Annotated in this window: 9 protein-coding genes and 1 pseudogene; 2 read left to right on the top strand and 8 right to left on the bottom strand. The window is 68.0% G+C overall.

The annotated features are described in order from the left end of the window. Positions 1 to 173: 173 nt before the first annotated feature. The 7 genes and pseudogenes from JNB50_RS23195 to JNB50_RS23165 form a co-directional block, all read right to left on the bottom strand. Positions 174 to 761 (bottom strand): DNA cytosine methyltransferase, encoded by a 588-nt coding sequence (locus tag JNB50_RS23195; protein ID WP_208042456.1) that lies wholly within the window; start codon positions 759 to 761, stop codon positions 174 to 176. After that, positions 761 to 1,057, bottom strand: coding sequence for a hypothetical protein (locus JNB50_RS23190; protein WP_208042455.1), 297 nt, complete (start codon positions 1,055 to 1,057; stop codon positions 761 to 763). The genes JNB50_RS23195 and JNB50_RS23190 overlap by 1 nt, the downstream gene beginning before the upstream one ends. A 113-nt stretch (positions 1,058 to 1,170) precedes the next feature. Continuing rightward, entirely contained in the window at positions 1,171 to 2,067 is an 897-nt protein-coding gene (locus JNB50_RS23185) for a hypothetical protein (RefSeq protein WP_208042454.1), read from the bottom strand. Continuing rightward, a pseudogene (locus tag JNB50_RS25675) lies at positions 2,064 to 2,387 on the bottom strand (DUF6349 family protein); the annotation flags it as partial. The gene JNB50_RS23185 and the pseudogene JNB50_RS25675, both read right to left, overlap by 4 nt. A gap of 19 nt (positions 2,388 to 2,406) precedes the next feature. After that, entirely contained in the window at positions 2,407 to 2,703 is a 297-nt protein-coding gene (locus JNB50_RS25670; RefSeq protein WP_208042452.1) for a DUF6349 family protein, read from the bottom strand. Next, the gene (locus JNB50_RS23170; RefSeq protein WP_208042451.1) at positions 2,700 to 2,912 is read right to left on the bottom strand and encodes a hypothetical protein; all 213 of its coding nucleotides are present in this window, start codon (positions 2,910 to 2,912) and stop codon (positions 2,700 to 2,702) included. The genes JNB50_RS25670 and JNB50_RS23170 overlap by 4 nt, the downstream gene beginning before the upstream one ends. 59 nt (positions 2,913 to 2,971) lie before the next feature. Further along, positions 2,972 to 3,259, bottom strand: a complete 288-nt coding sequence (locus JNB50_RS23165; protein ID WP_208042450.1) for a hypothetical protein — start codon at positions 3,257 to 3,259, stop codon at positions 2,972 to 2,974. A 140-nt stretch (positions 3,260 to 3,399) separates the two neighbouring features. On the opposite strand from JNB50_RS23165, the gene JNB50_RS23160 reads away from it, so the two are divergent. After that, positions 3,400 to 3,651: a helix-turn-helix transcriptional regulator gene (locus tag JNB50_RS23160; protein WP_208042449.1), complete on the top strand. Its 252-nt coding sequence runs from the start codon at positions 3,400 to 3,402 to the stop codon at positions 3,649 to 3,651. A 263-nt stretch (positions 3,652 to 3,914) separates the two neighbouring features. Continuing rightward, positions 3,915 to 4,226 (top strand): hypothetical protein, encoded by a 312-nt coding sequence (locus tag JNB50_RS23155; protein WP_208042448.1) that lies wholly within the window; start codon positions 3,915 to 3,917, stop codon positions 4,224 to 4,226. A gap of 87 nt (positions 4,227 to 4,313) precedes the next feature. On the opposite strand, the gene JNB50_RS25900 is transcribed toward JNB50_RS23155, so the two are convergent. Then, positions 4,314 to 9,248, bottom strand: a complete 4,935-nt coding sequence (locus JNB50_RS25900; RefSeq protein ID WP_208042447.1) for a DEAD/DEAH box helicase family protein — start codon at positions 9,246 to 9,248, stop codon at positions 4,314 to 4,316. Position 9,249: the final 1 nt, after the last annotated feature.

Genomic DNA, 9,249 nt, shown 5'->3' with positions numbered 1-9,249 from the left:
CCCGCTCCAAACGTTCTCAGTCCGCTCGACTCCGCCGAGCGATGAGACCCAGCTCCTCTAGCCTTTTCATGCCCGTGGCTCTCCCTCGGACAAAAGGTCCAGCGCAGTCCGCACCGGCAACGACTATCAGCCGTACCGTGTGGGCCGAATCACGACGACATCGGTGGGCCAACTCAACTTGACAAAGCCACGACGACGTAGATGCGGTCGCGGGATTGGGGCGCGGGAGCGCCGAACTTCTGCGCGTGCATCGCGTTGAGGGAGACGACGCGGAACTTGTAACCGAGTGCCCGCAGCTCCTGCCGCCACACGGTCCAGGCGGTGCGGTACTTCGCGTTGATGGCGATGTCGACGACGTTCTCGACGACGACGAGCCGGTAGCGGTGGTGCTCGATGAAGCGCAGCACGTCGAACATGAGCAGGCGCGAGCGGGTCTTCGCCTCGTCGGAGAGCGGGTCTTCGAACAGGCCTTCTTCGATGTCCGGCAGCTTCGATCCGTTGGCCTGCGACCACTTCGTGCACTCGGGGGAGGCCCAGAGGATCGTGGTCGAGGGGAAAAACGACGGCCGTTCCTGGTGTAGGTCGACGATGGCGTGATCGGTGCTCTGGTGGTTCGCCGCGTGGATGTCGATCGCGACGTCCCAGTGGTTCGCGGCGACCTTGACCTTGACCCCGGGCACCTGTCCGGCGCCGGTCGAGGATCCCCCGGCCCCGGCGAAGAGGTCGGTCATCGTCACGTCGGATTCGAGAGTGGGAAGCATCAGCGCTTACCTCCCGTGCGCTCGATGTGGAGCTGCAGGGCCGCGACGGCCGGGATGACCAAGAGGAAGATGATCAGTGCGGCCCAGAGGCTGCTGCTGGCGACGGGTCGCGCCCCGATGTGGCCAGCGAAGAAGGCGGGGACGATGTCCGCGGCTGCGACGATCACCAGGGCGGCGATGAAGCCGAGGAGGACGCTGTACGCCGCGGTGAACATCCGCGCCTGCTTGGCCCGCGGGATGCGGCGGGGGCGCGGTGCCCGCACCCCCGCCGTGGTGGTGATTCGGATGGTGGTCACGGTCGGTGCCTTTCGTTGTGGGTCTCTCGCCTACCTCTCTACTCTACTTTAAAGTAGAGTCTACTTTCAAGGGGATTCTACGTTTTAGTAGATGTTTTTTGACCGCTGGCCGGTCAGCTTGCGGCTGGGGCGGGGCCCAGTTCGACGGCGCTCCAGGTCCAGCTGCCGCTGCCGATGCCATAGACGGTGGTGCCTTCGGAGTCACGCCCGCGAACGATCTCAGGCGGATCGCCCGCTGATTCGTATTCGGCACTTTGCAGGAGGTAGGCCTGCAGCTCGCCGTTCCAGCGCACGAGGATGCGGAACTCGTCCGGGGCGTCGGCTTCATCCTGGGCGAGGTCGGCGGCGATCTGATCGGCGACGTCGCGAGTGAATGCTGGGCAGAGGTACCCGTTCCAGCGGATGTCGCTGACGGTGTGCGCGATGTAGACGCGGCCGTCGCCGTAGGTGACGGGCACGTTGAAGCGAAGGCTGGTTGCGGGCATGAGGGCCTCCTGGGGTGGCTGGCTGGCAAAGGGTCGGGTGCTGCCACAGAAGGCGCACCGCGTGACGAAGGTGGGCTCATCGCGCAGGGAGATGAGCACCGGGAAGCTCTCGGCGCTGCCACACCGGGGGCAGCGGGAGGTGTCCCCGGCGTGCGCGGCTTGGATGGCGAGGGCGAGGGCTCGTCGCCATTCGGTGCTGGCGGTGTTGATCCGAGCCAGGACCGGGGAGCCGACAGCGGCGAGGCCGGCCAAGGTGAGGTCGGTGAGGGCGTCGTCGTAGACGCGACCGCAGTCGGCGCACACGGCGAGGCAGGTCTCCGGCATCTCCGCGAGCCCGTCTGGGGCCGGGCCGGGCTTCTCGCTGACGAGCCGCCCGCTGCGGTCGGCGGCGTGAAAGCGTTCGCTGTTACCGCAGCGACACTCCACGTTGAGCGATCCGGGCTCGAGGCGGGCGGTCTCGCCGACCGCGATCGGAATGGTGGGATAGGGCGGCGTGATCGCCCCGGCGGTGAGGGTGGAGATCATCGGAGGACCTCCGCTGCGAAGTCGTAGCCGCCGAAGGGGCTGCGTCCGGGCACGGCACGGGTTCCGATTCCGCCGCGGCTGGTGAGGATCGGCGCTCCCGGGAAGGTCCATTCGGTGGGGTAGGCGTCGAGGAATGCGCGGCCGCTCTTGCTGTGCTTGCCGGAGACCTCGTCGCGCCAGCCTGCGGGGGCGACGGGGATCTCGCGCCAGCCGGGCATGGCGTGGTCGTGCCAGGCGGCGAGAGCGTCGTTCTCGGATGGGGTGATGTGGTGCCAGCCGCAGGCGGTGCAGATGACCTGGTGCAGGAGGGTTCCGACGCAGCTGCACGGCGTCGGGCTGTCATAGCGGGACCCGGGGCAGAGGTGGTAAGTGCCGCAGGTCGGCCTCGAAACGGTCCAGTGTGTGTGCGCCCACCGTGAGCGGCTTCTCGGTGATGTAGGGCCGGTGCCACATGTGGCTGGCCTGGAGGCAGTTAAAGTGTCCGTTCTCGAAGAGGTAGCGGCTCCAAGCGGCGTCGAGCTCGGCCGGGTTCCAGTAGGCGGTGGTGAAGTGCAGCGGCGCACCGGCCCACGCGGGCGCGGCCGCCACGTCCATCTCGTGGATCATGGCATCCAGGTCGAAGGTGAGCTGGCTCATCGCTGTGCCTCCTGGTGGGTGGTCCGCTGGAAGGTGGCGAAGATCCCGGCGATGATGCCGACGATCAGCGTCACGAAAGAAGTCAGGGTCACGATGGCCGCGATGACGCCGACCCACGAGGGGATGACTGTCGGCGAGCTGGCGAAGATGGCGATCAGGCCGAGCACGGTCAGCAGGACGAGGGCCTTGCTGTGAGGGAAGAACCGCATGGGGTGTCCTTTCGGAGTGGGGTGAGGGGGTGCCGCCCACTGGCGGCACCCCGAAGCTGTTAGTCGGCGAGCTGGATGCGCTCGGAGTCGTCGGCGCGCTCGATGGTGATCGGCACATTCCCTGAGACGACCAGGCGGACGCCGCCCTTCCCGTCGGGCTCCGCGAAGAGGGTGAGGAGGGTGGCGTCCTCGTCGTCGCAGAAGTCGACACGACCGAAGTCATCCGGCATGGCCTGCCGCGGAAGTCCGGACGGGGAAGCCACCTCGCCCTTCACCCAGTCGTGCGGCTCCAGGCGGTCGCCGGTGTCGTAAGGGGTCAGTCTGTAGGTGGTCGCGTAGTCGCTCATTGGTTTCCTCCTCGTCGCTTGCCCACCCCTCTATTCTACTTTAAAGCAGAGTCTACTTTCAAGGCGAATCGCCTTTTTGGTAGAGTGATTTTTGCTCGGAACGAGTCCGGGAGAATGGGGGCAGGAGAGTGGAGGACCTGATGGCCGGATTCGAGCTAGACCTGGTGCGGAAAGCCGCGGGCCTGACGCAAGGGCAGGTGGGGGAGCGGCTGGAGAAGTCGTTCAAGACGGTGAGCAAGTTCGAGCGTGAAGCGGACCGCATGACGCTGACCAGCTTGCGCAGCTACCTAGTCGCCGTCGGGGCCGAAAGCGCCACCATCTCAGTGACCGTCGGCGGCGAGGTCATCGACCTTCCCCTGGATCTCACCTCCGCTACAGCTGGCGACTCCTGACCGCTCGTGCCCACCGCCCGACGGCAACGGCATCCCGGTCACGTTCGATAGCGGCGCCCACGGACTGACAAAGGTCGATTCCCGTCCCTCTGCGCGCCTTGCGGTAGAGCGCAGCTGAGGGCGCTCTTTTCGTGCCGCTTGCGGTACGAAAAGAGCGGCAACCCGGACGGCAACTCGCACCGCGACTACGGGGACGTCGTCTCCGCAACGGCTGCGACACGCCGGGGACGAGGATCGAGATGCGTGCCGCGCACATCCTGGTCATGACACAGAAAGCATCGACCATCCGGGAGGCGGCCAAGACCGCCCGCTCGGCGGAGCGCTTCCGCCATGAGGTCCTCCTGGAGAGGATCCGGCAGGCCGGCGACACGGAGCGGGCACGCATCCACGCGCGAACTGCACTGCAACTGCGCGCGATGACAGTCACGGCCGCGCTGCTGGGCGCCCTGCTCGGAGGATCGTCCCTCGCTGCGCACCCACCCGGAGTCGGAAGCCCGGCGTCGGCACCGAGCAGCGTCGCGCCCACCTCCGACGACGTCGCTCAGACGGACCCCGCTCCTATCGCGCAGAGGTAACTTTCGCGTCTCCTTGCACGGGCCAGGGTGCAGGAGGGGCGTGCATACCTACCTGGATGCGCAGCCCCTCCCGCCTCGAGTCCTCGGTCAGCGGATCTGCCGTGTGGGTGGAGCAACCGTGTTGGTCTCCCAAGCGGGACGCGGGCTCGTTGGCGTCGTGAGGGCATCTATCCGGGCGGCGATGCCCTCGACGTCGACCCGGGCGGGTCCGGTGCCTGCCGCGGCCGCCTCGGCTGTCGGCGCTGCCGCCGGAGCGGCCTTGGACGCCTCTGCGGCCAGCGCGTTGAGTTCCGCGGTGATCGAGGTGAGGCGTTGCTGCGCCTCGGCGAGTTCGGCGGCCCGAGGGAATGGCCGGCCGATGCGCGCCTGCGCGTCCTGCAGCGTGGCCTCGGCCTCACGGAGAACCCCGCGCTGATCCGTGAGGAGCCTCGGCAGGGACGCGGTGAGGTTCTCCAGGCGCGTGACATAGCCGATGCCGGGCGATGCCATCTCTTCGCGACCTACCGAGACGGTGGCATTCGGGACACCACGAAGCTCCGCAACGATCTGGATCGAGCCGAGCATCGGTCGGGTTCGCATGTCGATCGTGAAACCGCCGAGCTGGCCCAGCTCGCCGAGGTCACGTTCGGCGTACACGGGGAGGGAGCCGAGGTACTTGCTTCGCGCCCAGACGGCGATCGCCGCGGCCGCGTCCGCACGCTTGTCGTACGCGCGCCCGTCGATGACGGCACGGAACCGGTCGCCGTCAGTCGGGACGGCTGAGGGGATCATCTGCTCCAGGATCTCGATGCGGTCTTGGGCGAGCTGCGCGCGCTGGGTGGCGACGGCGTGCATCTCGTGGAGGTTGCGCTGGGAGCGGGCATGCGCGCGTTCGAGGCGTTCCAGCTTCGCTGCCTGGTCGGCGGCTTGCGCCTGCTCGAGTAGCAGCGGGTTGCCGCTGGAGAGAGCCTTCGCCTCGGCGGCCGAGAGGGCGAAGTCGCCGATGTCTTCCATCTCCCGCACGTCGAGCTTGCCGCGCATCACCTGGGCGATGAACTTCGCCTTCCGCTCGACGGTCTGCCACATGTACGCGTCGAAGGAGCGCTCCACAACGTAGTTGTGCACGGCGATCTCGGCGTTCTGGTTTCCCTGCCGAATTCCGCGACCGTTGCGCTGCTGGATGTCCGCCGGCCGCCACGGCACGTCGATGTTGTGCATGGCGATTGCTCGGGCCTGCACGTTCACACCGGTGCCCATCTTGCCGGTCGAGCCGAGCAGGACGTCGACGTTCCCGGAGCGCGCGGCGGCGAACAGGCGACCCTTCTCGGCGTCGTTGCGTGCCGAATGAATGAACCGGATCCGGTCGGGGTGCATCCCGCCGGCCACCAGGAGCCGCTTGAGCTCGTTGTAGGCGTCCCACCGGTCCTTGGCGGGGGTGCCGAGGTCGTTGAAGACGATCTGCAGGCCGCCGGGGTTCTCGGAGACCTCGCCGGTGATCGTGTCGAGGTAGGTGAGGTCCTTGCCCGCCTGCCACTCGTTCAGGATGGTCGCGGCGACGACTTCGAGCTTGCTGCCGGGCTGCGCGTGCTCGGCGCCGACCATCCGCATGTCCAGTGCCGCCTTGCGGCCGTCCCCGGCGATCTTGAGCATGTTGTCTTCCTCGGGCGGGACCGCCTTCGCGGCGACCATCTCGGCGCGCTGGCAGATGTGCTCGAGGTAGGACTCCAGCGCGGGTGTGGGCGGGATGACGTGAACGTGCGGTGCACGCTCGCCGTCCGGTCGCGCGCGCAGCAGGGGGACCGGAAGCCCGAGGTCTTCGGCGGTCTTCACGTCGGCGAAGACGTGCCACATGCGCAGCATCTCCGGGACGTTCTGGAACTTCGAGAAGCGGGTCTTCAGCCGGAAGCCACCGGCCGGGCCCATCTCCATTTCTGTAACGAGTTCGCCGAATGTTGCCGCCCAGGTGTCGAACGTGAGCACGCCCGCAGCCTGCAGCAGGTCTGGGCGCAGGTACCGCTGCATGACGTGCGCCTCGGTGATGGAGTTCGCCAGGGGGGTCGCGGTGGCCAGGGTTCCGGCGCGGAGGCCGTGCCGGGAGCGCAGGTACTCCATCTTGAGGTGGAGGTCCGTCGCGCGGCCGGATCCGGGGAGGATGGCGGCGGCGTCGATGTTGGATTCGGTGGTGAGGTTCTTGTAGTCGTGGGCCTCGTCGACGATGACGTAGTCGATGCCGGAGGATTCGAAAGTGATGCCGGGGTCGACGGGCTTGTCGAGCTTGGCCTTGAGCTTCTCCTCGAAGCGGACCTTAGCCTTCTCGATCATCTTCACGGTCGACGATCCGGCAGAGCGCGCGGCCTCGATGTTTGCCTCCAGCTCGTGCACGCGTTCGCGGATGTATTCGGCCTCGAATGCGGGGGAGACCGGGATGCGTTCGAACGCCGTCCGGGTTGCGATGATGGCGTCCCAGTCGTTCGCGGCCGCGCGGGCCACGAACAGGCGGCGCTTGTCGCCGGCGAGGTCGTCGGTGGATGCCGCGAGGATCTTCGCCTGCGGGTAGATCTGGAGCCACTCGCGGGCGAACTGCTCCAGCATGTGATTCGGGACCACGACGATGGGCTTGTTGATCAGACCCATCCGGCGCATTTCGGTGGCGCCCATCGCCATCTCAGCGGTCTTGCCCGCGCCGACTTCGTGGGCGAGCAGCACTGCCGGTTCGGAGATCATGCGGGCGACGGCGGCGCGCTGGTGCGGCCGCGGCGTGAAGTTGGCGGCCATGCCGGGGAAGGTGAGGTAGTCGCCGGCGTCGGTGTAGTCGCGAAGCACGATGGAGTTGAACCGGCGGTTGTACTCCTCGGTGAGGCGGTGGGCGCGCTCGGCGTCTTCCCACACCCACTCCGCGAATCGCGCCTGCAGCTTCTCGGCCTTCTCGGTCGCTGCCTGGGTCTCGGTCGGGTTGAGGATGCGCTTGCCGTCGTCGAGCTCGTCGTAGACGGTGAGCGCGCGCTGTTCCATGACCGCTTCGGCGACGTCTTGCGCGGGCCGGCGGCTGGTGCCCCATTCGTCGGTGGCGAGGATCGAGCGCCGCGTCTGGGACTTGACCACCCACTTGCCGGGCATCGGGTTCTCGACAGTGAGTCCTTGGTCGCGCAGGATCTCGCGCAGGAACTGCTGGTGGGTACCCGGGTCGATCCACACCGCGCCCATCCGGACGGCGATCTCCTCCATGGTCAGGGGCTCTGGCACCACCCTCTCGAGGGCGGGCACGTTGGGTGCAAAGCGGTCTGGGTCGGCCTCGGCCGCGGCGCGGGCAGCGTCGAGCTTGACCCGGATGTCTCCGGAGAGATACTCGGCGGCGGGGACCAGGCGGTCGAGCGCGGGGTCGTCGTAGACGAGAGTGCCGAGTGCGGCGCGCGCCTCGCCCTCGTCGGTGCCGAGCAGATGGGCGATCAACGGGAGGTCGATTCCTCCAGTGCGGTCCATGGAGAGCGCGATCGCCTCGGACGGAGTCTCGGCCCCCTGGACCTCCGGCCGCGGTACCACGACGCGGCGCGAGAGCAGCGAGGCGGGGACGGCGTCCTGCTTCTCGTCATCGAACACTTCGAGCGCCATCACCAGCGAGCCGAACGGGTCCTGGCGGAGGATCCGTGTCGCGGTCGGGGTGATCCGAGCCATGCGTGCGGTGCCGGTTTCCTCGTCGACGCGGCCGGTCTCGCGCATCGTGTAGCGGTTCAGTGGACCGTACTTGGTGGAGTAGCGCTCGTAGTCGGCGCGCAACCTCTCGCGTGCGTGCTCGAGCTCGGCGGTGTCGTCGGCGGACGCTGCTTCCATCTCCAGCAGGATGCGGGCCTGGTCACGCAGGCTGAGCAGGGCGCGCAACTCGGTCGCGGCCGACTTCGGAACCTTCACCGGCTCGGCGCGGCCGCCCTGCACCTGCGCGAAGCTGCCGTCGCTTTCGGCCAGGAGGGTCCCGTCGAACACCTCTGCAAGCTCGGGGCGGTGCTCGTTCTGCTGCAGCTGGGACTCTTCGGAGCGCGCGGTGAACAGCTGGCCGCGCTCGCGCGCATCCGCGACGATCCCGTCGAGCGCTCCACGCAGGCCGCTCTCCACTGAGGTCAGGTCGCCGGTGACGTAGAGCGTGGGCCCGAACTGGCTCGGCCCGATGGTGTAGGTTCCGAGGACGTTCTCGGGGCGGGTGTCGAAGTACGCGTTGGTCTTGACGATCTCACCGTCGACCTGGTGGGCGTGAACCGTCTCCCAGACGTCGGATGCAGCGGGGCGGCCAGGCTCTCTGCGGCGGAAGACCAGTAGGTCGGTGACGACCTCGGTGCCCGCAGCACGGCGGTGTGCGCCAGAGGGGAGCCGGACCGCGCCGACCAGGTCGGCCATCCTGTTCATCTCCCGGCGGGCAGCGGGGTTCTGGGTGTCGAGCGTGTACCGGCTGGTCAGGACGGCGACCATGCCGCCGGGTCGGGTAAGCGCGAGCGACTTGATGATGAAGTGGTCGTGCAGCGAGTGCCGGCCGGCGTTGTGCACCGGGTCGTGCAGAGTGACGTTGCCGAACGGGACGTTCCCGATCGCCGCATCGAAGTGTCCGGCCGGGTACTTCGTGTCGGCGAAGGACTCGGCGCGGATCTGCGCGTGCGGGTAGACGGCCGCCGCAATCGCCGCCGTGGTCTCGTCGAGTTCGACGCCGACCATGCTCGCCGACTCCGGCGCCATGCCGATGAAGGTTCCCGCGCCGGCGCCCGGCTCGAGCACGGTACCGCCGTCGAACCCCAGCCTCTGCAGGGTCGACCACATCTGCCGCACGTAGGCGGGATCGGTGTAGTGCGCGTTGATTGTCGTGCGGCGCGCCTGGTCCCACTGCTCCTGGGACAGAAGGTCGCGCAGCAAGGCGCGCTCGGTCGACCACGCGGTCTTGGACTCGTCGAACACCTCCGGGATGGCTCCCCACGACGAGAACCGGGCCAGCGTCTGCTTCTCTTCAGCGGTTGCCGGGCGCCCCTCGTCGATCAGCGTGCGGGCGAGCATGATCGCGCGCACG

This window comes from Leifsonia sp. TF02-11 (assembly GCF_017565305.1).
Taxonomy (GTDB): domain Bacteria; phylum Actinomycetota; class Actinomycetes; order Actinomycetales; family Microbacteriaceae; genus Leifsonia.
This window is presented reverse-complemented; position numbering and strand designations above follow the sequence as displayed.

Excerpts from the sequence above, each read along its gene's own strand:
- JNB50_RS25670 (WP_208042452.1), bottom strand. The coding sequence starts at position 2,703 with ATGAGCCAGCTCACCTTCGACCTGGATGCCATGATCCACGAGATGGAC.
- JNB50_RS23185 (WP_208042454.1), bottom strand. The coding sequence starts at position 2,067 with ATGATCTCCACCCTCACCGCCGGGGCGATCACGCCGCCCTATCCCACC.
- JNB50_RS23165 (WP_208042450.1), bottom strand. The coding sequence starts at position 3,259 with ATGAGCGACTACGCGACCACCTACAGACTGACCCCTTACGACACCGGC.
- JNB50_RS23195 (WP_208042456.1), bottom strand. The coding sequence starts at position 761 with ATGCTTCCCACTCTCGAATCCGACGTGACGATGACCGACCTCTTCGCC.
- JNB50_RS23155 (WP_208042448.1), top strand. The coding sequence starts at position 3,915 with ATGACACAGAAAGCATCGACCATCCGGGAGGCGGCCAAGACCGCCCGC.
- JNB50_RS23170 (WP_208042451.1), bottom strand. The coding sequence starts at position 2,912 with ATGCGGTTCTTCCCTCACAGCAAGGCCCTCGTCCTGCTGACCGTGCTC.
- JNB50_RS23160 (WP_208042449.1), top strand. The coding sequence starts at position 3,400 with ATGGCCGGATTCGAGCTAGACCTGGTGCGGAAAGCCGCGGGCCTGACG.